This is a genomic window from Butyrivibrio sp. (assembly GCF_017433805.1).
Taxonomy (GTDB): Bacteria; Bacillota; Clostridia; order Lachnospirales; family Lachnospiraceae; genus Butyrivibrio.
This window is the reverse complement of the sequence record NZ_JAFRGN010000013.1, coordinates 51,972-76,463: the sequence shown is the minus strand read 5'-3', so window position 1 is coordinate 76,463 and position 24,492 is coordinate 51,972. Positions and strand designations below refer to the sequence as shown.

Genomic DNA, 24,492 nt, shown 5'->3' with positions numbered 1-24,492 from the left:
ATTAAATATTTGTCCTTACAATCCTTGGTTTATATCCTTCTCTATTAAGAGCCTCCATGATCTGCTCTTTGTGCTCGCTTCCAAAAGCTTCGAGTGTGATTCTAAGCTCAACAGCAGCGTTTCTGTTAATAGAAACAAACTGATTATGCTCAAGCTTGATAACATTACCACTTACTTCTGCAATTACGCCAGCAACTCTTGATAATTCTCCCGGCTTGTCAGGAAGGAGTACAGAAACAGTAAAGATTCTGTCTCTCATGATAAGTCCCTGCTGAACAACAGAAGACATTGTGATAATATCCATGTTACCGCCAGAAAGAACACAAGCGATCTTCTTGTCCTTGCAGTCAAGCTGCTTAAGCGCAGCAACTGATAAAAGACCTGAATTCTCAACTACCATCTTGTGGTTCTCAACCATATCAAGGAATGAAACAACGAGATCCTCATCAGGAACTGTGATTATCTCATCAATGTTCTCAGAAAGATATGGGAATATCTTCTCACCTGGCTTCTTAACAGCTGTACCATCAGCAATTGTATTAACTGATGGAAGTGCAACTACATGACCAGCCTTGAGAGATTCCTGCATACAGTTAGCTCCAGCTGGTTCAACACCGATTACCTTAACCTTAGGATTAAGGAGCTTGGCAAGTGTTGATACACCAGTAGCAAGTCCGCCTCCACCAATAGGAACAAGGATATAGTCTACTGTTGGAAGCTCCTTGATAATCTCCATTGCTATAGTTCCCTGACCAGTAGCAACATCAAGATCATCAAATGGATGTACCATGGTGTAGCCATATTCCTGAGACAGCTCTACAGCCTTCTCATAAGCCTCATCATATACATTTCCATAAAGAACAACCTCAGCTCCAAGAGCTTTGGTTCTATTAACTTTAATAAGAGGAGTAGATGTAGGCATGACAATCGTAGCCTTCACCCCATAGCATTTAGCAGCGTAAGCAACACCCTGGGCATGGTTACCAGCAGAAGCTGTGATGAGCCCTTTCTTACGCTCTTCATCTGAAAGAGTTGTAATCTTATAATATGCACCCCTAACCTTGTATGCTCCAGTTCTCTGAAGATTCTCAGGTTTGAGATAAACCTTATTTCCAGTTGTATTACTCCAGTAATCACTGTAAATAAGCTTAGTTTCAAGGGTTACTTTCTTGACGTCTTCATAAGCCTCTTCGAACTTATCGAGGGTCATCTTTTTCTCATCAGCCATTTTCTCATCTCCTCCAAAAACTTATAATCTATATCACTTAAAAAGTGCGTCTACAAATTCATCCGAGTTAAAGCGTTCCAAGTCATCGAGCCCCTCACCGACGCCTATATACTTAACCGGAATGTTAAGCTCTGAAACGATAGCTACAGCAATTCCCCCTTTGGCTGTTCCATCAAGCTTGGTCAGAACTATACCTGTAAGCTGAGCTGCTTCTCCAAACTCTCTGGCCTGATTAAGCGCGTTCTGTCCTGTTGTTCCATCAAGAACAATAAAGTTCTCTCTGCAAACATCACCAAGCTCTTTATCAATGATTCTATTCATCTTGGCAAGTTCTTCCATAAGATTCTTCTTATTATGAAGTCTTCCTGCCGTATCAACTATAAGAATATCAATATCTCTTGCCTTGAAAGCTCCTACAGCGTCATAAATAACACTGGCTGGATCTGCTCCTTCTCTTCCGGAGACAAGAGGTGTTCCTGCTCTGTCTGCCCAGGACTGAAGCTGCTCTGTTGCAGCTGCTCTGTATGTATCTGCAGCAGCAATGAGTACCTTCTTGCCTTTTCTCTTGTAGATAGATGCAAGTTTACCTACGGAGGTAGTCTTACCCACTCCGTTAACACCGATAACGAAAATAACTGTCTTCTTATCTTCGAAGTCATATGCATTCTCATCTGTAAGCATCTGCTCTCGGATATCTTCTATGAGAAGTTCCTTACACTCAGCAGGATCCTTGATATGCTTCTCCTTGACCTGAGCCCTCAGTTCATCCATGATCTTGCTGGTAGCATTGATACCAATATCTCCCATGATCAGAGTCTCTTCAAGCTCCTCATAGAAATCATCATCAATATTGGAATAACCACTAAAGACATTATCAAAGCCTTTAACTATATTATCACGGGTCTTGGAAAGTCCCTGCTGTAGTTTAGAAAAAAATCCATTTGCCATTAATTCGTGAGCTCCTTATCAATCAGGTTGACACTAACAAGCGTAGATACGCCCTTTTCCTGCATTGTAATACCATAGAGTCTGTCAGCACTTTCCATTGTACCACGCCTGTGTGTAATTACAATGAACTGTGTACTAGACAATTTGTGGAGATACTTGGCAAAACGTACTACGTTATTCTCATCAAGAGCCGCCTCGATCTCATCAAGCAGACAGAATGGTGAAGGTTTGAGGTTCTGAATCGCAAACAAAAGAGCTATTGCAGTAAGAGCCTTCTCACCACCGGACATCTGCATCATATTGACAAGCTTCTTTCCTGGTGGCTGAGCATTAATTCTGATTCCTGCCTCAAGAACATCCTCTTCCTCATTGAGTTCAAGGGTTCCCTTACCACCTCCGAACATCTCCTTGAATACTTTATCGAATTCGACATTGATCCTGTGGAACTGTTCAATAAACTGTTTACGCATTGATTCATCAAGATCCTTGATGATTCCCTTAAGCTGCTCCTCAGCCTCTATAAGGTCATCGTGCTGTGTCTTCATGAATGTATATCTCTCCATGAGGTTCTTGTAGTCCTCAATAGCGTTTACATTTACATCGCCAAGCTTTCTGATAGAGTCCTTGAGAGAAGATGTTTCTCTTCTCATAGCTGGAACATCCGTCATATCCTCATCGCGAAGCTGTGCTGCATCAGAAAGAGTGATCTCATACTCATCCCACATGTAGTTGATCTGAGTTTCGATGGCTTCCTTGCATTTCTCTTTCTTGGATGAAAGTCTTGTAACTTCCTTATCAAGACTGTTCATCTGATTATTAAGTTCCTCGGTCTTACCAAAGAATTCCTTCTGAGATTCTGTCAGCTCACCCTTCTGCTTCTTCTTTTCCTCGAGCTCTTTACTTGTCTCATCGTGAACATTAGTAGAAGCTTCAATTGTAAGCTTGATCTCTTCTATATCCTTTTTGCTCTGCTCAAGTGAGAGAGCGTTGCTGTTGAGATTTTCTACGATCTCATCCAGGGATTTCTGCTCATTTTCAATATCATCACTTATACGATCAATGTTGAGCTGCGCAAATTCCTGCTTCTGAGCAATCTTCTCAAATTCAATATCCCATTTGGAAGCTTTCTCATTCTCTGTCTCTTCTATTTCGTGGAGACCTTCCAGTTCTTTCTGGAATTTCTCTACCTTTTCAGTACACTGCTTCTCGAGTTCTTCTGATTCTAAAAGAGCTGCCTCTGACTTCTCTTTATCTTCTGCAATCTCTTTGAGCTTAGCTTCGATATCGTCATTCTCAGTCTTAAGGTCTGTATAATTGCCCTTCTGCTCTTCCTGACGCTTCTCTTCGTTCTCAACATTAAGTCTTGCAGTATTCTGCTCAATAAACTTGCCCTGAAGCTCTGTTCTAAGCTCTTCAGCAAGTGTTCTGAGTTCATTTCTCTTTTCTCTGTCTTCTTCGATCTCTTTTTTGAGTTCGTCTATTCTGTCCTTGTACTTCTTGACGTTGGCTTCAAGCTCGTCCATCTCACGTCTTCTACCAAGGAGATTACTGTTATTCTTGAAAGCACCACCACTGATAGCTCCTCCAGGAACAAGAAGTTCACCCTCAAGAGTTACCATTCTGACAGTGTATTTGTATTTTCTGGCAATCTTAACAGCGGTATCGATATTATCAACTGCCACAATTCTGCCCAGCATTGCCTTGGCAACACTTCTATACTTGGGATCAGTTGTAACAAGTTCATCTGCCATGCCAAGAACACCAGGCTCCTCAAGGGCTTCCTTAGCCTTGAGTTCTGGTGGATTATCCAGTGATGTAAGAGGTAAAAATGTAGCACGACCAGCCTTGGAATCCTTGAGGTATTTGATCATCTTCTTGGCTGTTTCTTCATCATCAGTAACGATGTTCTGAATATTACCGCCAAGAGCAACCTCGATAGCTGTCTCGTACTTAGGCTCAGTCTTAATAATGTCAGCAACAACACCGATAATACCCTTAGTATCATCCTTGCGCTCCATTACCTTCTTGACACTACCACCGTAGCCTTCATATCTCTCAGTAAGATTAGCCAGCGCTTCAAGTCTTGACTTCTCCTGCTGATACTTCTCAGTAGTCTTACGAAGTTCAGTATCCTTAAGGCTCATACCCTCTCTGATACGAACAACTTCCTGCTCAGTCTCTTTCTGCTTTTTGTTCATCTCAGAAATAGTGGCAGTTATAGCATCAAACTCATCTCTGAGTTTCTTGATGATTTCTTCCTGTCTGGATTCATCAGATCTGGCACGAACAAGCTTACTGGTAAGTTCAGCCTTTCTGATGTTAACCTGTTCCTTCATTGTCTCAAGGGAACTAAGCTTGGACTTGATAGTAGCTCTTGTACCGAGAGTCTCAATGATTGTGTTCTTGCACTCTTCGATTTCATCATTAACATTAGAAATCTTGGTAATAACACTATCGAGCTCTTTTCTTGCTTCATTTCTCTTAACAGAAAGCTCTTCTACTTCCTTGTCTATTTCAGCCTTGTCAGCAAGATATTTCTCTTTTTCTGTATTCTTCTCATCAATCTTGGCCTGCTCATCCTTCATTCTCTGCTGGAAATGCGCATCATTAGCAGAGGCAGCCTTGATCTTCTCGTTGAGAATACCAATCTGACCTTCTAACTTCTCACGCTTAACAGATGAGTCAGTGATCTTAGCTCTTGCTTCGTCAATCTCCGCATCCAATACCTCAAGTCTTTTCTGAATTTCCTCATACTCAGCCTTGGTATTGTCATAGGACTCTCTAGCTTCCTCAAGGGATTTCTGTGCAATCTCAAGGTTCTTCTCAGCATCCTCGAGCTGCTGCTTCTGGTTCTTGTTCTCAACCAGGAACATATTTACATCAAGAGTTTTAAGTCTCTCTCTGTATTTGAGATACTCTTTGGCAACCTCTGACTGTTTCTCCAAAGGTCCGATCTGTTTCTCAAGCTCTGAGAGAATATCACTAAGTCTTGTGAGGTTTATCTTTTCCTCTTCAAGCTTCTTGATTGCTGTTTCCTTACGGGATTTGAACTTAACGATACCAGCGGCCTCGTCGAAAAGATTTCTCCTGTCCTCAGGCTTACTGGAAAGAATCTGATCGATCTGACCCTGTCCGATAATGGAATAGCCCTCTTTACCGATACCTGTATCCATAAAGAGCTCGTTGACGTCCTTAAGACGACAAGAAGAGCCATTGATCATGTACTCACTCTCACCAGAACGATACAATCTTCTGGAAACAGTAACTTCATCATAATCAATAGCCAGTGAATGATCTGAATTATCAAGAGTAATGGCAACATAAGCATAGCCAAGAGGCTTACGAAGCTCAGTTCCTGAGAAAATAACATCCTGCATGGAACCGCCTCGAAGCTGCTTGATACGCTGCTCACCCAGAACCCATCTGACAGCATCAGCTACGTTACTCTTACCTGAGCCGTTAGGTCCTACGATACCTGTAATACCATTGTGGAAATCAAATTTTATTTTATTGGCAAAAGACTTAAAGCCATGAATCTCAATACTTTTTAAATACATTATTACTTATTTTTTAATACAAGAAGAGCCTGATAAGCAGCTTTCTGTTCAGCAGCTTTTTTGGTTTTTCCTGTCCCCTCTCCCATATTCTTGTCACCAATTAAAACGCGGACATCAAATATTTTATCATGTTCAGGACCACTTTCGCCACATATTTCATATTTAATCTGGCCAAGTCCCCCAGCCTGAACAAATTCCTGCAAAATAGATTTACTATCGCTAAACATCGCCATACTATCAGCATTTGTCAGCACATAGGTATCTATAAAACGCTTGGACTGTTCGATTCCACCATCCAGGAAAAGAGCTCCAATTACCGCTTCCATAACATCAGCGATAATGGATTCCTTATTTCTGCCACCTGTGGCCTCTTCACCCTTACCAAGCTGTATATATTTCTTAAGCTCAAGCTGCTCAGCGCAAAAAGCAAGAGCTGGTTCACATACAAGTGATGCCCTTATTTTAGACATCTCGCCTTCTTTTTTATCAGGATATTTCTTAAAAAGAAACTCACTTGAGATCATCTCAAGAATAGCATCGCCCAAAAACTCAAGTCTCTCATAATCAGGCTTTTTGTTGATCTTCTGTTCATTGACAAAAGAGCTGTGTGTAAGCGCCTGAATAAGAAGATCTGTATTCTTGAATTCGTATCCAATAATCTGCTGGAAGTTTCTAATTTCCTGCTCGTTTAACATAGTTTACCTCACTACAAATTGAAAAAAAGAGGCAGTTATTAACTGCCTCATCCATTCATTGTATTTATTACAATTATTTGCCAGAAATTGCAGCCTTAAGAAGCTCAACAGCCTCTCCTACAGTAGAGATATTCTCTGTCTTCTCAGGATCGATCTGTACATCAAATTCATCCTCAAGTCCCATGATGATCTGGAAAAGGTCAAGAGAATCAGCCCCAAGATCCTCTGTAAAAGTTGTATCCATTGTGATCTCCTCAGGATCAACATTGAGTACATTAGCAATAACTTCTTTCATCTTCTCAAATTCCATAATAAACCTTCCTTTTACCGCCTAGCAGTTTAGTAAATATTTATTCGAAAAGCGCATTTCTCACTGTGAGATCTTCTCGCTAATCTTTTCACTTATTTTCTGTTCTGTAAATGTTACGCACTGAAGAATAGAATTCTTAACTTCTATGTCATTGGCACTTCCATGAGTCTTGACTACAAGGCCCTTAAGTCCCAGCATAGGTGCTCCGCCATACTGATCCATGCTATAGTTCCCAAGAGATTTCTTGAGATCATCCTTGATGAGAAGTGCACCAATCTTGGTCTTAAGATTACTCATAAGGCTCTTCTTGATGACATGCATCATTGACTTAGCAACACCTTCGTACATCTTGAGAATTACATTACCTGTAAATGCCTCACATACGATAATATCAGCACCGCCAGCAGGGATATCCCTTGCCTCTATACTTCCAATAAAGTTAATGTCAGGACAATTCTTAAGAAGTGGAAATGTCTCCTTAACAAGAGCATTGCCCTTCTCTTCCTCAGCTCCAATGTTAACAATGGCAACTGTAGGGTTCTTCTTGCCCATTACATTTTCCATGTACACTGTACCCATCTTGGCAAACTGAACAAGATGATTGGATCTGGCATCAACATTAGCTCCACAGTCTATTAAAAGTGAGCTACCCTTCTCTGTAGGAATAAGTGGAGCAAGTGGTGCTCTGTCTACACCCTTGAGTCTTCCGACAATTACCTGTCCTCCAACAAGTGTAGCACCTGTGCTTCCTGCAGAAACATATGCATCGGCCTCTCCGTGATTGACCATGTACATAGCCTTAACTATAGATGAATCCTTCTTGGTTCTGATAGCCATTACAGGAGGTTCAGCCATCTCAATTATCTCAGTGGCATTAACCACTTCGATTCTGGCCTTGTCGTAGTCATACTTGGAAAGTTCCTCGTTAACTACAGCTTCCTGTCCTACCAGAAAGACCTTAAGGTTATCTGACTCTTTGATGGCATCGACTGCGCCCTTAACTGTAACAAAAGGAGCGTTATCTCCACCCATTGCATCTACTGCAACTCTTACAAGTTCTGACATTGCTCAGTCCCCCATTTAAAATTCGACTTATTCTAATATACTAGAGTGATATGCAAAAATCAAGGCTTTCCGAAGTATTCGGAAAGCCTTTAAATTCGAACTAAATGAAGTTGTACTAAAACTTATCAAGCCTCAGTTTCAACAATGTTCTTCTTATTGTAGTAGCCACACTTCTTGCAAACCTGATGAGGCTGCATAAGAGCTCCACAATGACTGCACTTTACAAGAGTTGGAGCTGTCATTTTCCAGTTAGCTCTTCTCTGATCTCTATGGCCTTTTGATGACTTATTCTTTGGGCAGATTGACATTTCAGTAACACCTCCTTACAGTAACCGTATAAGAAACTGCCTGTGTTGTAGGCAATTGTTTACGTTTATTCATTAGCATACCTAAGTAGTATATCCGCAGTGTATGTTTTTGTCAACATTTTTTTATTTATAAAATGAAGCTGTTTTGTAAACCACGTGATATCCTTCATAATCCTCAACGGTATATGAGGTATCCTCTCCGATCATAGCAAGGTCGTTACTGGATAAAACAAACACATCATTATAATAAGAAGTATCTGTAATATTCTCTGGCAATCTAAAATCAAAATTACCGAAAGCATCTGCTACTCTGAACTCATCAAGTTCATTTCTGTATTCTACAGAAGAAACAAATTTATGCGGATCATACTCTGTATAATACAGTGCCAGCATAAATGGTGATGATAAGCCATCATATGTAGAATAGATCATGTTATCATCCCCTGTCAGCTCATAAGCTCTTTTTATGGCATCTCCATATCCAGGCATGAATATGCTTGTGGCATATACGTTGTAATCTCCAAAATAGTCCTTGGCAAAAGACATAGCTCCGAGAAGTAGAAGTCCTAAAAGACATATCAGAAGCTTGCCTGACTTTGTCATTATAAATCCCATGCCTTTTATAAAGAAGTAAATAAATGGAACATAAATAAGCACCAATCTGTTAGTGTCAGGAACTATCACCATGCTAAGGATAATATTCGAAAGAACAAGAAATCCAAATACTGCATCAGAAAGGTCTCTAAATCTATCCTTGAAAGCGAGAATAAGTCCCAGTAATGTCACAGGGAATGTGAACTTATAAAGCGTAGCATAACCCGGATAGAAATGGGCCAATGTATGCTGTTCATCTCCCACTGAAACAGACAACATAACAGATCTAAGGTTTGATAATAACGTCTTTGGAAGATCTGAAAAAGCTATAAGTGCTTCGCCGGTTCTTGCCGATGTAAATCTGTTTACTGTAAGGCTCCTTGAAAAGAATTCCGGAAGGCCACAGTAGTTAACCATGTAAAACCATAAAAGAGGTGCAAAAACTATCACAAAAGCGCCTACAGAAATTGCAAGTTGCCCCCAGGTAATTTCCTTCTTACAAATACAATAAATGCTGATAAAAACAAGGAATATCGGAATTACAATTGTGGCTGCTCCGTAGCTGTACATGCAGATTGCAAAGGCTGCAGAACTAAGAGCATAAAGAATCGTGCTCTTTTTCTTATTTGCAAGCATAAACAGATATACAGCAAATATCATATTAAAAGGCATTATATTACAGTCAAGGCTCCATCTGGACAGAATAATATGCCATTGACAGATTGCAAGAAATCCTGCACCAAGGAGTGAGAGTTCATTCCTATAGTTTTTTTTCTCAAATGCTATTCTAAGCGTCAGATAAAAGAATAAAACTGTAAGTACTCCGCAGGTAGCAGGTATCATTCTGAGCTTGACTATACCAGTCCCAAACAATCTGATAGATAATACATTTAAATAGATTAGAAGTGGACTTCCGCCGCCACATCCCCAGGTAATTGGATAAACAGGCCATGTATATCCATTCCTATCTATTCCGTATTTAGCCAGAATATAAGCTTCATATCCTATAGACGCCTCATCCTGCTGAAGTCCAAGTGGAATACTGCCAAGCTGATAGAAACGAAGCACACTTGCTAAGACCAAAATAAGCAAAAACAAAGCGTTTGCCTTTTTATCGGAAACAAACGCTTTACTATTTTTCTTTTTCCCCATGATAGCTACTATCACTATGACAGCATAGATAAAAGTAGCCACATAATTAAAGTAATCAATAATACGCATTTATAAAGCTTCCCCAACAATTAAGAATCATAGAGATTATAGCATATTCTCACTTATTGCAATACTGAGAATACTTCTTGGGCGAAATACCTACAGACTTGGTAAAAGCCTTGAGGAAATTACTATAATCGCTAAAGCCGCACTTATCGCATACTTCACTGACTCCAGTGCCCTCTGCAAGAAGTGACTTGGCTATGGAAATACGTCTGGCTGTCATATATTTATTGATTGTAGTTCCTGTAGCAGCCTTGAAAATCCTGCAAATATAAGATTCGCTGATATAGAAATGCTTGGCCAGATCTCCGATGCTGATTGGATACTGAATATTGTTATTAAGATATGAAAGGATAGCATCTACCTGCTCGTTATAGGTTGCAGTCTTCTCTGTAGCCTTGTTATTCTTCTTGTCATTGATGATCTGATTGATCATGACAAAGAGCTCTGTAAATGTAGCTCTCTCCAAAAGATCATGACCATAGCCATTACTTGTAATTATCTTATTGATAAAATAAAGAAATCTTCCCTGCTGTTCCTGGGATAGATTGAGCTTGTGAGAGAACTTCTCTCCCCTGTCCTGGAAACATGCATCAAGATTAGTCTCCTCGCTGGAAATACTGCGCATGTACTCTGGATCGATCATGATAACTATTCTCTCATGAAGCTCTTTATCAATTTGTGTAAGATAGTGAGAATCATACTGATTGATCAGGAAAAGATCTCCTGGCTCAATATCATAGACCTTGTTGTCGATAAGGAACTGCTTGCCACCAGAAATAGAAAAATACACCTCATAGCAGTCATGAATGTGCATCTCCATGGCCTTCTCGTCCTTATAAAGATGTGCCACTGCAAAGTACTTGTTCTCAATACTCTGCGCCATTGCTTCCTTACATGAATTTAATTCTTTCATTACTACATAACCCCATAAAACAAAACTAATACATTAAACACCCAATAGTCTCCTCCCAAACATGTAAAAAGAGACAATATATATAATATATTGTCTCTTCAAAATTTGCAATATTTTTAATCCGTTTTATTACGAATATGAAAATTTTGACTTTAGATTTAATTATTTGCAAAGAGCATATGTATCACGGGCAATTGCAAGCTCCTCGTTAGTAGGAACTACAAGAAGTGTTACCTTGCTGTCTGGAGTAGAAATTGTTTTCTCCTCGCCGCGAACCTTATTAGCCTCAGCATCGATCTTGGCACCAATGAATCCAAGTCTGTCGCAGATAAGCTTACGAACGAATCCGCTATTCTCACCAACACCAGCTGTGAAGCAGATAACGTCTACTCCGCCCATTGCTGCTGTGTAAGAACCGATGTACTTAACTACTCTGTATACGAATGCATCTACAGCGCGCTTTGCACCAGCATGTCCGTTGTTGTAGCCATCCTCAAGATCTCTGAAGTCAGATGAAAGCTCATCTGAAAGACCGAATACACCAGACTTCTTGTTGAGAAGGTTAGTAACATCAGCTACTGTAGAATTCTCTTTCTTCATAACAAACTCAACAACTGAAGGATCGATATCTCCAGTTCTTGTTCCCATGATAAGTCCCTCAAGAGGTGTAAGACCCATTGAAGTATCTACGCACTTACCACCGTCAACAGCTGAAAGTGAAGCACCGTTTCCAAGGTGGCAAACGATCATCTTGAGATCTGCAGGGTTCTTGCCAAGGATCTCAGCTGCGCGTTTGCTAACAAATGAATGGCTTGTGCCATGGAAGCCGTATCTTCTGATACCGTACTTCTCATAGTATGAATATGGAAGACCATACAGGTATGCATCCTGAGGCATTGTCTGATGGAAAGCTGTATCAAATACTGCAACCATAGGAACACCAGGCATAACCTTCTGGCAAGCTCTGATACCGATGAGGTTAGCTGGGTTGTGGAGAGGCGCAAGATCGCTTACATCCTCGATAGCCTTGATAACTTCATCTGTGATGATAACTGACTTAGTAAATTTCTCACCGCCGTGAACGATACGGTGTCCAACTGCTCCGATCTCCTCAAGAGATACAACACCATTCTCACTGTTAGTAAGAGCCTCGATAACAAGCTCGATTGCTCTGTTGTGATCTGGCATAGGCTCAACCTTAGTGATCTTGTCCTTACCTGTTGGAGTATAAACAATCTGGCTGCCCTCAATACCAATTCTCTCGCAAAGTCCCTTGCAGATTACTGCCTCAGAATCAGAATCGATGAGCTGGAATTTCAGTGAAGAACTACCGCAATTGATTACTAGAATTTTCATAAATAACCTCTTTTCACTATATTGATATTGTTGTGTAAAACTTATAAGATGAATCCAATAAGTTCTAGAAATAATAGAATTCTGACTTAACAAATTAGAGTCGTCATAATAATTGTATCAGTGTAAAATATATAAGCAAGGGTAATATTGTACAAAAATAGGCAAAAACTGAAAGCGCTTACATCCACATGAAAACAACAGGTATAATAGCAGAATTTAATCCATTCCATAACGGTCATTTACATTTACTTGATTATTGCAGAAAAGAACTTGCTTCTGACCATATCGTAATCGTAATGAGTGGTGATTTCGTTCAGCGTGGCACTCCTGCCATGGTGGATAAATTTGTGCGGACTAAAATGGCCCTTGAATGTGGCGCCGACCTTGTTCTCGAGCTTCCAGTATGCTACTCAACAGGAAGCGCTGAATACTTTGCCAGTGGTGCTGTTTCTATTCTTGATAAGCTTGGATGTGTTGACCAGCTCGTATTTGGAAGCGAATGTGGAGATACTGCTCTTCTCACCCAGATAGCTCAGATTCTGGCCAAAGAGCCATCGCAGTATAAAGAAACGCTTGCTTCTTACATTAAGCAAGGTGACTCTTTCCCCGTAGCAAGGCAAAAGGCTCTTATCAGCTATTTATCAGATGCTGATGGTTTTTCCATGGATGAAGCTCTTCTTAAATCAGTTCTTAGTAGCCCTAATAACATCCTTGGAATTGAATATATCAAGGCAATCCTTACCCGTGGCAGCAGTATTACACCTGTCACTATCAAAAGAATCGGAGAAGGCTATAATTCTACAGAAATCACACCTCTTTCAAGTGCCTCTGGAATCCGAAGTGCAATCGCAGATAATGACTTATCTTTCGATGACTTAGGCAAAGCTATGCCTGCACCTAGTCTATCTCTTTTAAAAGAAAACGCTGGTCGCATGGCTGATATTAAGCGTTTTTCTGATCTTGTTTACTATAAATTATTATTGGAAAAAGATAATGGCTATACCAAATACCTTGATGTGACAGAGGATCTTTCTAACAAAATAGCCTCTAACCTTGAGAAATATCAGGATTTTGACCAGTTCTGCTCTCTCCTTAAATCCAAGGATATCGCTTATTCACGCATCTGCAGATGTCTGACACATATAGTTCTTGGAATTACTTCTGCTGCAATGGATGAGTATAAGGCTAACAATTACACTTCTTTTGTGAGAGTCCTTGGAATGAAGGCTGATTCCTCAGTACTCCTTAGGCCAATAGGCGATAGTGAAGGCTCTAGTGCACTTACAAATATCAAGAACGCCGCAAAAGAGCTGACTACAGCAGAGTATAGTCAGTTTAAGGAAACTCTTTTTGCAACAGAAATATATAACTCTATCTGTCCTGTCAAAAATGCCAACGAATACCGCTTAAAACAGATAATCTACTCCTTTACATAAATTTAAGATTTACAGCCCACATGCGGATTGAAGTAAACTTTTTGACGTGATAACATTATTATGAGTAGGTATCTGGCGATCATCCGGAGGCATAATATGGGTCTTATCAAACTTGAAAAAGGGCAAATTCTTCATAAAGCAGGCACAGATATTGTTGAAACCATCGAGGTTGTTGTAAAGGGAAGTCTGAAGATTTCTAATCAATATACTTCTATTGTTATGTCTGTGGGCGGATTTATAGGCATAGTAGAAACTCCTGGCTCTACCTACAAATACAACATAGAAGCCCTGGATGAAGCTGCTGTCTATTCCTACCCTTTCGAATCAGAAAATGATATTCCAAACGTTGTTAAATCAAATCCCAAGATTGCCCCTATTCTTGCTGCTCAGTCTGTTGAAGCAGCTATTAAGTGCTGTGATGTCTACGAAAAAGAATACGAAGATGCCACTTCCGAATACGATCAGGTTATTACAGATTACACTGATTATCCCAACCTTTGCATAAAGGTAGGCGAAGTTCCCAAAGAATTCCCAGAAATAAAAGAAATCATAGCGCCCGAACAGAGCGATGATATAACTGAATGGTCCTTTGAATTTATCAGAAGCCTTAAGAAAAATGAGGCTTCCCTTAAGAGAACCTTCTATCCTCTTAGCATTGAGATTGCTACCGGTGTCGTAATGTGCACCTACGAGATATATACCAAAATTTCCAGAGAATCCCAGCTTCTTATCGAATACAGAAATACGCTCAAAAAGAAAACTGCAGCTTTTGCTACAACGATGAAGGCCATACGTGCTAAGCTAAATAACCTTGAGAACAACAATGGTACTGGAGAAGGCTCTGTTACAGTTGTTAATGCCCTTAGCACAATTCTTCAGTATGCAAATGTCGCTCCTGAAATCTCTGTAAAGTTCGAGGAGCAGCTATCTCAGTTCAAGGCCATGAACAATCGCTATGACTCTGCCGATGAAGCCAGAGCTCTCCGTAGAAACATAGCCACAACCTTCTACGAGGTATACACTCCTGCTTTCTTAAAGAGTCTTGGGGATGACAATGTTCCTATGGAAGTTCGTATGTTCTTCATGTTTGGCTTTGTAGATGAAGAACTTGCCGGAGAAAAAAATACAGCCATACTCTACAACATGGCCAAAGCCTATGTCTCAGATCCTGAAGGCAAGGTATTGACCTGCTACGAATGGCTTAAAAAAGTATACAACCTTGAAGTCGAGCCTTCACGAAATGAATTTGACCAGGACTGGCCTACCTACCTTAGAGAACAAAAGGCAAGTGGTCAGCTCAATCAGGCACAGGTAGAGCTCATGACAAATGATCCTACCAGCAAGCTTAATTTCGAGGTTCACAATCTATTTGCTCTTGGAAACAGAATGACCTTTGGACGAATCTCATCCTTCGTTCCTGTTTTTGATGCACAAAACGTCCTAAGACCGCTTGATATGGCTTATCTTAACGTTGCCAAGATCAATGAGTATTACGCAATGATCAGAAGTGTCGACTACGGTGTATTCTGCAGAACAGCTCTTTTCTCTAATCCTGAGATTGGTGTTCCACAGCTCCACTACGCAGACGACATTACTCCATATATGATTCTTATGCCTAACGTAGGCTCAAGAGCATCCCTTTGGCAGGAAATCGAAGGTAAAAACAGAAGAACTCCAGCCAGAATGCTGGTTTCAATATTCAACACTGAAAACACTGAAGAATGCATGATAAGACTCTTTGCTGAGTTCAGATGGGAAATGTGTAAGACTGAACAGGGTATTCACTGGAATGATGTAACAGATCCGTCTCTTACATCCATGTACTGCGATTATCTGCAGTTCTACAAGAAGAATCCTGCTCTTTCTACAGAGAATAAAGAAAAGCTTCGTACAGATCTTAAGAAATTCAGCAATAACTATAAGAACGTATTTATCGCTGATTATCTTGCTTACGTTAAATTCGAGGCAGCAGGCTCACCAAGACTTAACAAGGTTGTCAGGGAAATCATGTTCACCTTCTGTCCATTTGCCAAAGAGCTACGTGAAAAAGTGGCCGATAATCCTCAGTACACTGAGCTTATCAACCACTACAATACCAGAATATCTAATCAGACCAAACCTGTCGTCAATATAATCAATAAGCTCAGAAAAGAAGAAATTCCTGTTCCTGAGGAGCTTATGACTCAGTACGAACATCTTAAGAAATAAATTATGCAACAATCCTTGCAGATGCTATAAGTTCGTTATAAACTGCATCAGCAAATTTCCTGTGTGCTTCTGCATCCATATGTTCATCGTCTATAGGGCTAGCCTTGACCACATCTGATGCAGCAAGGAAATTAACTCCGTGCTTATCTGCAATAGACCTGTACACCTCTTTTAATTTAATGCTAACATTAACGGACTCCTTGCTAAACTCGGGGTCCTTTTCTTCGTGCCATACATCTTCTCCAAGTGCCATTGGAGAAACAAGTAGGATATTCTGTGGCTCTAAATATCTTTCCAGAATATCAAGGCACTTCTCAATACCCTTACCTATTGTTCTCGCCGAAACATTGTAATAACTCTTACAGTCATTTGTTCCCAGCATAATGATCGCATAATCAACCGGGTAATGGCTTTCCAGCATGACCTGAAGGCTGTCAACACCTTTTCTGCCAGGCCTGAGTTCATCTTCGAACACTGTTGTTCTTCCACATAAACCCTCTTCTATAACCCTGACATCACTGAATTTCTTTTGAAGAAGACTAGTCCATCTAACTCCCCATGGATATCTCTCATATGGAGTTGATCCAGGAATAAGCCCCCATGTATTTGAATCTCCAAAAGCTAATATCTGCTTCATAATCCCTCTTTTCCAAGAAACCATCTTAACAAACTGACAATACGTTTTATCTGTATTTATCATAATTCCAAACAGAAACTCTTGTAAAAGAACTAAAATTTATAGGCAGATATAAATCCTACTTAATATTCTGTTATCTTGCTGATCATGTCCATCTGATCACCTGCATATTTCTCATATACAAGGCTCATGGCATTTCTAAATCTCTTTTTCTCGCTATCAGGCAGGGTAATAACCGTTGTACCTCTCTTTTCTGCGATTTCCTTTGAGGTCTTTTCTCTCTCCTGCCAAAGGCGCCTCTCTAAAAGAGCTGACTCCCTGGCGCACTCCATAATTATCTTCTGATCTTCTACTGAGAGCTTATCCCATATTACCTTGGAGCATATCTGAAGCTCTGGTACTCTCGTATGCTCATCAAGCGTGTAGTACCTAGCCACATCACAGTGTCTCATGGCTTCATAGGAAGGCCAGTTATTCTCAGCACAGTCAACAATTCCCTGCTCCAGCGCTGAGTATACATCAGCATAGACAATCTTCATAGGATTGGCGCCCAGTGCAGAAACCATATCAGCCATCATATCTGATTCCTGAACTCTTATATTCATGCCTTCCAAATCTTCCAGTTTGGAAATTGGCTTTGTACTATAGAAGTTTCTCGCGCCAGCGTCATACCAGGAAAGACCAACAATGCACTCTTTTAACGTCTCCTCAAGGAAAAAGTCACCAATTTCACCATCCAGAACTCTCCACATGTGCTCAGAATCGCTGTACAGATATGGCAGCTGCAAAACGTTCATCTCAGGAATATACTCAGCAATCTGAGAAAGAGATACTCTGGCAAAAGCAATTCCGCCAAACTGCATCTGTTGAATAACCTGCATCTCACTGCCAAGCTCAGCTTCGCATTTAACTATAATCTTGATTCTACCATCAGTACATTCATATACTCTGTCAGCAAATTTCTGTGCCCCGAGTGTTGTAGGATAGTCCTCAACCTGATTCTCAGCATAGAAAAGTACATATTCAGGTGTAGTCTCATTTTTCCCCTTATTGACCCAGAAAAAAATCCTGATGCCAAGCAGTACCACAACTATTATTGAAATAAAAATAGCGATACCGTATCCCCATTTCTTATTCATCAGCCTAAAACTCCACTCCTGTACTCACTAGGCGTAACGCCTGTCATACGTTTGAACAGTCTTGTAAAATAGTTGGCATCCCTATAGCCAACCTCCTGTCCCACATCCTTGATATTTATCAAAGGGTCAGACAAAAGCTCTTTAGCCTTATTCATCCTGTATTCATTAAGATAAGTAATGAAATTCTTGCCAAAGTTATGTTTAAAAAGCTTGCAGAAGTAAACATCTGAATAATCAAGAAAGCCTGCAATATCCTGAAGTGCTATATCCTCTGTGTAGTGCTCATCAATATATTTCTGAACAATTCCGATCAGGGTGTTATCCTGCCCATCATGTAAACAGTTTTCGCTTCCCATAAAAGCAGAGCAATTCTCATTTGCCACTTCATTTATATGCTCTAATTCCTCTGTAACCTTAGCTGCTCGCTGCTCAGATTCGTCACAGATTCTAAAGGCTTCCTCCATTACATTTACAAGCTCTTCATCGGAACCAGGCTTAAGCAGATAATCAAGAGCCCTTACTCCGATAGCTTTTTTGGCATAACCAAATTCCTCAAAAGCCGTCAGAAAAACTATGCTGCAGTCCTTGTCATAGCTTCTGATCTTCTCTGCAGCCTCAAGGCCATTCATTCCAGGCATCTCAATATCAAGAATGGCTATCTGACACTCTTTTTCCTCAAATAATCTGGATGCTTCAATTCCATTTTCGGCAGTTATTATCTGAACCTTCTCTGGAAAAAAACTATTCAGTTTCTTGAAAATAACCTGTCTCTCTATAGGTTCATCATCTGCTACAAGTATTTTGTACATAAAAATCCCCCAATCACTCTTTTCCATGGAACGGAATATTTATGGTAATAACCGTTCCTTCCTCTAATTTACTGTCTATCTCAAAGCTCGCACTTTCGTACATAGCCTTTATACGCCTACTGATATTGCCTATTCCGATGCCAACAGCACCGTCATTTTTGGTCAGGTTTCCGCCCTCAGAGATGCTCTTTCTGATCTCAAGGAGCTTATCATCACTTATTCCAACGCCTGTATCGCCTATGTCTATGTTAAGCCAGTTACCAGAATGCTGAACCCGAACATATACCTTTCCTCCATCAACCTTGGGCGAAATACCATGGATAACACAGTTCTCAAGAAGGGGCTGGAACGTAAAGGTCGGTACTATTACAGAATTCTCATCCACATCTGACTCTATTTCAAATTCAAGTCTGCTTCCAAAACGCATCTTCTGAAGATACATATAATCTCTGGAAATCTTAAGCTCCTGGGACAAAAGTGTCTCTTTTGCCTGATTCTTGAGATTATACCGAAACAGAGAGCTAAGAGCCTCTATCATCTGCTCAGTTGTGTGCGCATCCTCAAGGTTTGCAGTACCTGCTATAACATTTAAGGTATTAAAAAGAAAATGCGGATTTATCTGGCTCTTTAAAAGCTCAAGATTCATGGTCTCAAGCTGCTTTTCTATTTCAAGGTTTTCAAGCTCCTGTGCATGGAGCTGATCCAGCGCTTCCCTCTTTTCCTCAAGGGCTCTGATGTACTCGCCTGTTGCAAACTTCATCTTATTAAAAGCTGTGATAAGATCGCCAATTTCATCACCGCTGTCCATAGCCACATCATCTATATAAAAATCATTGGCAGCTATCTTCCTGGAAGCGCTGGCAAGCTTTAAAACCGGCACAGTAATAGATCTGTCCATCATTCTGGAAATATAATATATCAAAATAAAAACTATGATTCCAACTGCTGCAACAAGAAACGGAACAGTGACAATAACAGGCATAAGCTCCTGGTATCTGAGGTTCCCTTCCTTGGTTGTGGTATCTATAAATTTCTCTGCATACTGTACCAGATAATTCTGCATGCTGTATACGTTGTATAGCTGATTGATATACATAGCATCAGACTGATAATCAGCAATCACCTGATCTCTTGACTTGCAATACTCTTCATAGGCTGTTTTAAGCGAAAAAAGCTGAGCATATCTCTCATCTCCAAGGCGGTCATAATCAAGTGAAACCTTGGATAGTACAGCCTTGGTATCCTTGGAGACTTCCTGCCAATCGGCGTCATCTAAAGGATCCATGCTATGAACATAAATATCAAACGCATCTATCTCTTTATTAATTGCGCTTATCATCTCTCCACTCTTGGAGTTATCTTCCATGATTATGTTAAAATCCACCATGAACAGCTTGATGATCCATACGTCAAACAAAAGAGCAGCCAAAATAGCAACAAATACGCTTCCCGTAAAGAACTTTATTTTGTTTTTTATTGTGAGGTTTTTCCAGAAGTTTTTTACTTTTTCCATACGTATAAATAAAAAGAGGCAACGTTATATTATTTATAAATTATAACGCGGCCTCTTTTAAATATCTATTTCCTACTAGCCTTTAATTTTGCTGCAAAGATATTCGTAGAAATCTTCCTTTTCGTCTCCAAGTGTCCTGTTTGTAAGCATATATCCGTGTCTGTCATCCGACATAACGATTATCATGTTCTTTCTCTTGATGGCATTGGCTATTTTCTTCCAGCCAAGAAGCTGTGTCTGTCCCTTAGCATCAATATGAACGCCCTTATCATTAAAGGTTAGAACCATATCCCTTGGCATGTCCTCCAGCTGCTTGATACACATCAGATAAGTGCAAAGCGGCTGAATAACTGGGAAAAGAACGCATCCAAATATTAAAAGCCCCTGAATGAGCGAATTAGATTCGTTCCAGAATCTGGCAAGCAAAAGAATCATCGCCACCGTAAATACAATATTGATAACCCCGACTACAGATCTGTAAGTGCGCTTCATTGCCATTATCCATAGGTCATACGCCTTAACATCACAGATATACTTGTATTCCATAAATACCCCTACAAACTTATTTCATTAAAAGATTTGGCAGGAACATACTGATCTCCGGAATAAATGTAAGGAGCATGAGTACTAAGATCATGCAGATATAGAATGGAAGTGTTGCCTTAACAACTCTCTCCATCTTAACCTTACCAACAGCAGAGCCTATGAAAAGAACTGCTCCAACAGGAGGTGTCAGAAGTCCAATACCACAGTTAAGCACTATCATTATACCAAACTGTACAGGATCAATTCCAATAGAAGTTGCTATTGGAAGAAGGATAGGTGTCGCGATCAGAATGATTGGAGCCATATCCATAATACATCCGAGTACCAGAAGTATAAGGTTAAGAAGAAGTGCTATAAGAACTGGATTTCTTGTAATTCCAATGATTGTTCTGGCTGCAAGATCAGGAACATGGAGTGTTGTGAGACAGTATCCAAAAATACTCGATGTTGCAATAAGGATAAGTACTATGGACAATGTGTCTACACACTGCTCAAGTGTCTTCCATACACCCTTCCAGTCAAGTCCCTTATAGATAAATACGCTGACAATAAGGCTGTAGATTACAGCAATAGCTGCTGACTCTGTAGCAGTGAAAACACCACCTACAACGCCAACTACAACGATAATTACCGCAGCAAGTGCCCAGAAAGATATTCCAAGCTGCTTGATAAAGGTCTTAAAGCTGAATGCATCTCCCTTAGGATAATGGCGCTTCTTGGAAATAATGTAAGAGCCAATCATCAGAGAAAGAGCAAGCAGGGCTCCTGGAATATATCCAGCCAGGAACAGACTTCCTACAGAAACTCCACCAGCACTCATAGCGTAGATTACCATGTTATGACTGGGAGGAACAAGGAGTCCTTCGCATGAGGAAGTGATTGTTACTGCAGTTGAGAAGTCATCATCATAGCCCTGCTCAACCATCATAGGAATCAGGATACTTCCAAGTGAAGCTGTGTCTGCTGCTGCAGATCCTGATATTCCACCAAAGAAGTAAGATGCTACAATGTTAACCATCGCCATGCCACCTGTCATCCAGCCAACACAGGCATCCGCCAGTGCTATAAGCTTTTCCGATATACCTCCTTTTCCCATGATACAGCCCATAGTGATAAAGAATGGAACTGCCATCAATGAAAAAGAACTGATTCCCTTAACCATCTGCTGGCAGACAGTTGTAAGTGGAAGTCCCTGATAAAGAAGGCAAAGGATTGATGAAAGTGCTACAGCATAAGCAATCTGAAATCTAAGAAAAATCATTACAAGGAAGCTAATAAGCAAAATAGCGATCGCAGTAGTATTTGTATCTATCACTTATTCTCCTCCTTTACAAAAAATCCCTTTATGTGGTTGTAGATAGCTTCAAGTTCGAAGATGATCATAGCAAAGCCTGCAACAGGAATTGGGAAATACATCCAGAATCTTGAAAGCTTAGGAAGTGAAACATAAACTCCCTTACTGCCAATAGTGCTTGCGTACTTCCATCCTACGATCAGCATAACGAAAGCAAGACACATAACGCAGGCATCTGATAGCAGATCCAGTATCTTAATTAGCTTTTTAGGCAGATAAATATCCAGAGCCGTCATACGGATATGCGCTCCGCGCCTGATAGCAAGTGCTGCAGACAGCACTGCCATATAGGACATGAGTGTTAATACAACCTCCTCGCTCCAGGATGGATCAGGAACAAAAGACACATATCTTCCAAGTACGCTCATGCTGGTGATCAGAATATCTGCCACCAGCAAGAGCTTACATATAAATAGTGTTATTTTATAGGCCACATCATATACAGGCTTGATTCTATCCACCGTATCAAAAAAATTATTCATACGGCTCCTCTACTCAATATTATTAATGATATACGGATTGCATCCATCTATCATTTCATGTCTACGATCTTCTGATAGTAGTCCTCAAGACCCTTGATGTTCTCTTCGATTACAGGCTTAACAGCTTCCTGCCAAGGTGTAATGTCCTCAACCTCGATGATTGTTACGCCATCAGCCTTGAGCTCTTCAAGAACCTGATTCTCTTTTTCCTCAGAGATTGAACGATTGTACTCAGAAGCAACCTTACCAGCTTCTACGAGGATGTTCTGCTGCTCTGCTGAAAGCTTGTTCCATGCCTCATCAGTAATGATAACCTGGATAGCACCAAGTGTATGTCCGTCAAGGATCATGTAAGGTGCAACCTCTGGGAATGCGTTTGACTTGTAGTTAGCGATAGGCTGCTCAGCACCATCAACAACACCAGTCTGAAGAGCTGAATAAAGCTCACCAAAGCTTACAACTGTAGGAGAAGCGCCAAGGCCCTCTACAAGACCATTCATGATAGGGTCATTAGAAACACGGATCTTCTTGCCCTTGAATGAGTTAATATCTGAAATTTCATATGATGTGAAGAAATGACGGAAACCTTCTTCTCCATAATAGAGACCTCTTACACCACTACCATTCTCTGATGGCTCCTGGAGGAATTCCTGAGCGAGATCAGATGTAGCAAAGTTCCAGAAGTGCTCACGGCTTGTGAAGATATATGGAAGTGAAAGAAGCATTGACTTCTGTCCGCCATAGCTTGTAAGAGCGAAAGCAGAAATACGAGACATATCGATTGTTCCGCCGCCACCAAGCATTGTATCAAGAACGTCATTCTCTGATCCGAGAACGCCACTAGCCTGAAGGTCGATAATGATAGATCCGTTAGATCTAGCCTCAACCTCTTCCTTAAACTTCTGGTCTGTCATACCAACAATAGTATCCAGTGGGTTAACCTCAGCCATAACCAGCTTGATAGCATCTGCTGCTGGAGCTGTTTCTGTAGCTGTTTCTGTCTTGGTCTCCTCAGTTTTTGTTTCCTGAGTAGCCTCTGTCTGCTGACTTCCAGTATCAACTGATTCTGGAGCAGTAACACCACAAGCTGCAAGAGATGCGATCATGGTTGCTGTCATCAGTACTGCAATAAGTTTTTTCTTCATTTTGTAACCTCCCTTTTTCGTAAAAAAATAATGACATTACCTCTCGATAATGTCATTATAGTTTCACTTTCAGTTCCAAATAAATCGGACATTCTTAGCATTTGATAGCATATTTTTAACACATAGTTAACATCTCGTTTACATGATGTTCATTTTTGTTATGAGATCTTAACTAAATTTTTTCTCGATATTCTGAATAAATTCTCTTGCAGCTACAGCGTTATCAGGCTTGGTATCCTCAAGTGTAGCATGTATAAATGGCTTCTTCTCAAGAGCAAACTTAACGATTGTATCGTAGTTGATCTCTCCAAGACCGCAAGCCATACTCTTAACACTATCGCCCTCTACCACAGCATCCTTTAAGTGGATCATGCAGATATCCTTGGCAAGAAGGTCTATAGCCTCTTCAAAAACCTCCTGTCTCTGATCAAAGTTATCAGTCCAAAGAAGGTTAACAGGATCAAAAATGATCTGAAGGTTAGGTGATTCTATTCTATCAAGAACCTCTCTTGCTCTCTTAGGATTCCATACAATATGTCTGTATACAGGCTCAATTGCGAGGATTACACCCATCTTCTCAGCATAGTCAACTACAGGGCGAAGATTTGTAATGAAGGTATCAAGAGCCTCCTGTGAATGGCATGCTTCCTTGTCATAGTGATAGTCAACATTAGGAGCGCCAGTCTCTGTTCCAACCATGCCAGCTCCCATAAGTGAAGCAAAACGAAGGTGTGCCATATATTTGTCCTGATTAGCCTTAAGGGCAGCAGCATCTGGAGTTGCCAAGTTAAGGTAACAGCCTAGAACAGCTACATCAAGATCTGCTCTTCTAAAGGCATCTCTCATATACATTGCATATCCAGGTGTAAGTGCATCAGTATTGGCTGTAAAGCCTGGCACCTTGGAAAGCGCAATGTGTGTGCAGCTAAAGCCCTGTCTCTTTATCTCCTGAAGTCTCTCCTCAAAAGGGAGCTCTACTGTATCGTGAAATCTGATTCCTATCTGCATAATATTTCCTTCCTTAAAAACCT

At 40.5% G+C, this 24,492-nt stretch carries 21 protein-coding genes; 2 read left to right on the top strand and 19 right to left on the bottom strand.

Going from position 1 to position 24,492, the window contains the following annotated elements; translation table 11 throughout:
• Position 1: 1 nt before the first annotated feature.
• The 10 genes from ilvA to IJI01_RS03670 form a co-directional block, all read right to left on the bottom strand.
• Positions 2-1,228 carry a threonine ammonia-lyase gene (gene ilvA, locus IJI01_RS03715; protein WP_292186051.1) on the bottom strand — a complete coding sequence of 409 codons (1,227 nt, stop codon included), beginning with the start codon at positions 1,226-1,228 and terminating at the stop codon, positions 2-4.
• A gap of 33 nt (positions 1,229-1,261) precedes the next feature.
• Complete coding sequence (ftsY, locus tag IJI01_RS03710) at positions 1,262-2,176, bottom strand: signal recognition particle-docking protein FtsY (protein ID WP_292186048.1); 915 nt, start codon at positions 2,174-2,176, stop codon at positions 1,262-1,264.
• Entirely contained in the window at positions 2,176-5,733 is a 3,558-nt protein-coding gene (smc, locus tag IJI01_RS03705) for a chromosome segregation protein SMC (protein ID WP_292186045.1), read from the bottom strand. Before smc ends, ftsY begins: the two co-directional genes overlap by 1 nt.
• Before the next feature lie 2 nt (positions 5,734-5,735).
• Positions 5,736-6,428, bottom strand: a complete 693-nt coding sequence (rnc, locus tag IJI01_RS03700) for a ribonuclease III (protein WP_292186042.1) — start codon at positions 6,426-6,428, stop codon at positions 5,736-5,738.
• A 73-nt stretch (positions 6,429-6,501) separates the two neighbouring features.
• Positions 6,502-6,738 (bottom strand): acyl carrier protein, encoded by a 237-nt coding sequence (gene acpP / locus IJI01_RS03695; RefSeq protein ID WP_292186039.1) that lies wholly within the window; start codon positions 6,736-6,738, stop codon positions 6,502-6,504.
• Between the two features lie 60 nt (positions 6,739-6,798).
• Positions 6,799-7,803: a phosphate acyltransferase PlsX gene (gene plsX / locus IJI01_RS03690; RefSeq protein WP_292186037.1), complete on the bottom strand. Its 1,005-nt coding sequence runs from the start codon at positions 7,801-7,803 to the stop codon at positions 6,799-6,801.
• Positions 7,804-7,928: 125 nt separating this feature from the next.
• Positions 7,929-8,111, bottom strand: a complete 183-nt coding sequence (rpmF, locus tag IJI01_RS03685; RefSeq protein ID WP_013280968.1) for a 50S ribosomal protein L32 — start codon at positions 8,109-8,111, stop codon at positions 7,929-7,931.
• Positions 8,112-8,234: 123 nt separating this feature from the next.
• Positions 8,235-9,926, bottom strand: a complete 1,692-nt coding sequence (locus IJI01_RS03680; RefSeq protein WP_292186028.1) for an ArnT family glycosyltransferase — start codon at positions 9,924-9,926, stop codon at positions 8,235-8,237.
• Between the two features lie 49 nt (positions 9,927-9,975).
• On the bottom strand, positions 9,976-10,836 hold the full coding sequence (locus IJI01_RS03675; protein ID WP_292186026.1) for an AraC family transcriptional regulator: 861 nt from the start codon (positions 10,834-10,836) through the stop codon (positions 9,976-9,978).
• 162 nt (positions 10,837-10,998) lie between these two features.
• Positions 10,999-12,192, bottom strand: a complete 1,194-nt coding sequence (locus IJI01_RS03670; RefSeq protein WP_292186023.1) for an acetate/propionate family kinase — start codon at positions 12,190-12,192, stop codon at positions 10,999-11,001.
• Positions 12,193-12,380: 188 nt separating this feature from the next.
• On the opposite strand from IJI01_RS03670, the gene IJI01_RS03665 reads away from it, so the two are divergent.
• Positions 12,381-13,628 (top strand): tRNA(Met) cytidine acetate ligase, encoded by a 1,248-nt coding sequence (locus IJI01_RS03665; protein ID WP_292186020.1) that lies wholly within the window; start codon positions 12,381-12,383, stop codon positions 13,626-13,628.
• 96 nt (positions 13,629-13,724) lie between these two features.
• Positions 13,725-15,836, top strand: coding sequence for a hypothetical protein (locus IJI01_RS03660; RefSeq protein ID WP_292186017.1), 2,112 nt, complete (start codon positions 13,725-13,727; stop codon positions 15,834-15,836).
• 1 nt (position 15,837) lies between these two features.
• On the opposite strand, the gene IJI01_RS03655 is transcribed toward IJI01_RS03660, so the two are convergent.
• From IJI01_RS03655 to IJI01_RS03615, 9 genes are all read right to left on the bottom strand, one after another.
• On the bottom strand, positions 15,838-16,473 hold the full coding sequence (locus IJI01_RS03655) for a GDSL-type esterase/lipase family protein (RefSeq protein WP_292186015.1): 636 nt from the start codon (positions 16,471-16,473) through the stop codon (positions 15,838-15,840).
• Positions 16,474-16,595: 122 nt separating this feature from the next.
• A complete protein-coding gene (locus tag IJI01_RS03650; RefSeq protein WP_292186012.1) occupies positions 16,596-17,612 on the bottom strand; it encodes a TRAP transporter substrate-binding protein in 1,017 nt (338 codons plus the stop codon).
• Positions 17,612-18,421, bottom strand: a complete 810-nt coding sequence (locus IJI01_RS03645; RefSeq protein WP_292186009.1) for a response regulator transcription factor — start codon at positions 18,419-18,421, stop codon at positions 17,612-17,614. Before IJI01_RS03645 ends, IJI01_RS03650 begins: the two co-directional genes overlap by 1 nt.
• Before the next feature lie 13 nt (positions 18,422-18,434).
• Positions 18,435-19,934 (bottom strand): sensor histidine kinase, encoded by a 1,500-nt coding sequence (locus IJI01_RS03640; RefSeq protein ID WP_292186006.1) that lies wholly within the window; start codon positions 19,932-19,934, stop codon positions 18,435-18,437.
• A gap of 75 nt (positions 19,935-20,009) precedes the next feature.
• The gene (locus IJI01_RS03635) at positions 20,010-20,480 is read right to left on the bottom strand and encodes a YcxB family protein (protein WP_292186003.1); all 471 of its coding nucleotides are present in this window, start codon (positions 20,478-20,480) and stop codon (positions 20,010-20,012) included.
• Between the two features lie 16 nt (positions 20,481-20,496).
• Positions 20,497-21,792: a TRAP transporter large permease gene (locus tag IJI01_RS03630; RefSeq protein ID WP_292186920.1), complete on the bottom strand. Its 1,296-nt coding sequence runs from the start codon at positions 21,790-21,792 to the stop codon at positions 20,497-20,499.
• Positions 21,792-22,316 (bottom strand): TRAP transporter small permease, encoded by a 525-nt coding sequence (locus tag IJI01_RS03625; RefSeq protein ID WP_292186000.1) that lies wholly within the window; start codon positions 22,314-22,316, stop codon positions 21,792-21,794. Before IJI01_RS03625 ends, IJI01_RS03630 begins: the two co-directional genes overlap by 1 nt.
• Before the next feature lie 50 nt (positions 22,317-22,366).
• Positions 22,367-23,461 (bottom strand): TRAP transporter substrate-binding protein, encoded by a 1,095-nt coding sequence (locus tag IJI01_RS03620; protein WP_292185998.1) that lies wholly within the window; start codon positions 23,459-23,461, stop codon positions 22,367-22,369.
• Between the two features lie 168 nt (positions 23,462-23,629).
• The gene (locus IJI01_RS03615) at positions 23,630-24,469 is read right to left on the bottom strand and encodes a sugar phosphate isomerase/epimerase family protein (protein ID WP_292185997.1); all 840 of its coding nucleotides are present in this window, start codon (positions 24,467-24,469) and stop codon (positions 23,630-23,632) included.
• Positions 24,470-24,492: the final 23 nt, after the last annotated feature.

Coding starts and splice junctions, on each gene's coding strand:
- ilvA (WP_292186051.1), bottom strand. CDS start 1,228: ATGGCTGATGAGAAAAAGATGACCCTCGATAAGTTCGAAGAGGCTTAT.
- ftsY (WP_292186048.1), bottom strand. CDS start 2,176: ATGGCAAATGGATTTTTTTCTAAACTACAGCAGGGACTTTCCAAGACC.
- smc (WP_292186045.1), bottom strand. CDS start 5,733: ATGTATTTAAAAAGTATTGAGATTCATGGCTTTAAGTCTTTTGCCAAT.
- rnc (WP_292186042.1), bottom strand. CDS start 6,428: ATGTTAAACGAGCAGGAAATTAGAAACTTCCAGCAGATTATTGGATAC.
- acpP (WP_292186039.1), bottom strand. CDS start 6,738: ATGGAATTTGAGAAGATGAAAGAAGTTATTGCTAATGTACTCAATGTT.
- plsX (WP_292186037.1), bottom strand. CDS start 7,803: ATGTCAGAACTTGTAAGAGTTGCAGTAGATGCAATGGGTGGAGATAAC.
- rpmF (WP_013280968.1), bottom strand. CDS start 8,111: ATGTCAATCTGCCCAAAGAATAAGTCATCAAAAGGCCATAGAGATCAG.
- IJI01_RS03680 (WP_292186028.1), bottom strand. CDS start 9,926: ATGCGTATTATTGATTACTTTAATTATGTGGCTACTTTTATCTATGCT.
- IJI01_RS03675 (WP_292186026.1), bottom strand. CDS start 10,836: ATGAAAGAATTAAATTCATGTAAGGAAGCAATGGCGCAGAGTATTGAG.
- IJI01_RS03670 (WP_292186023.1), bottom strand. CDS start 12,192: ATGAAAATTCTAGTAATCAATTGCGGTAGTTCTTCACTGAAATTCCAG.
- IJI01_RS03665 (WP_292186020.1), top strand. CDS start 12,381: ATGAAAACAACAGGTATAATAGCAGAATTTAATCCATTCCATAACGGT.
- IJI01_RS03660 (WP_292186017.1), top strand. CDS start 13,725: ATGGGTCTTATCAAACTTGAAAAAGGGCAAATTCTTCATAAAGCAGGC.
- IJI01_RS03655 (WP_292186015.1), bottom strand. CDS start 16,473: ATGAAGCAGATATTAGCTTTTGGAGATTCAAATACATGGGGGCTTATT.
- IJI01_RS03650 (WP_292186012.1), bottom strand. CDS start 17,612: ATGAATAAGAAATGGGGATACGGTATCGCTATTTTTATTTCAATAATA.
- IJI01_RS03645 (WP_292186009.1), bottom strand. CDS start 18,421: ATGTACAAAATACTTGTAGCAGATGATGAACCTATAGAGAGACAGGTT.
- IJI01_RS03640 (WP_292186006.1), bottom strand. CDS start 19,934: ATGGAAAAAGTAAAAAACTTCTGGAAAAACCTCACAATAAAAAACAAA.
- IJI01_RS03635 (WP_292186003.1), bottom strand. CDS start 20,480: ATGGAATACAAGTATATCTGTGATGTTAAGGCGTATGACCTATGGATA.
- IJI01_RS03625 (WP_292186000.1), bottom strand. CDS start 22,316: ATGAATAATTTTTTTGATACGGTGGATAGAATCAAGCCTGTATATGAT.
- IJI01_RS03620 (WP_292185998.1), bottom strand. CDS start 23,461: ATGAAGAAAAAACTTATTGCAGTACTGATGACAGCAACCATGATCGCA.
- IJI01_RS03615 (WP_292185997.1), bottom strand. CDS start 24,469: ATGCAGATAGGAATCAGATTTCACGATACAGTAGAGCTCCCTTTTGAG.